General features: G+C 60.4%; 1 protein-coding gene. It reads left to right on the forward strand.

The window, feature by feature from the left end:
• Positions 1–235: ATP-binding cassette domain-containing protein (locus tag EOC06_RS39395; RefSeq protein WP_128310214.1), on the forward strand; the 235-nt coding region annotated here is incomplete at both ends.

Consider the following 235-nt stretch of genomic DNA (forward strand, 5'->3'; position numbering starts at 1 on the left):
ATCCGGGATCTCCTTCGAGGCAAGGTCGGGCCAAACCATCGGCATTGTCGGTCCGCCCGGCAGCGGCAAATCGACCATCGCGCACCTGATCCCGCGCTTCTACGATGTGACGTCAGGTGCCATCACCATCGATGGCCAGGACATAAGCAAAGTCACGCTGCAATCGCTGCGCAAGGCGGTCGGCGTGGTGCAGCAGGACGCATTCCTGTTCACCACCTCGATCGAGAACAACATC

Source organism: Mesorhizobium sp. M7A.F.Ca.MR.362.00.0.0, from assembly GCF_004023175.1.
Lineage (GTDB): Bacteria > Pseudomonadota > Alphaproteobacteria > Rhizobiales > Rhizobiaceae > Mesorhizobium.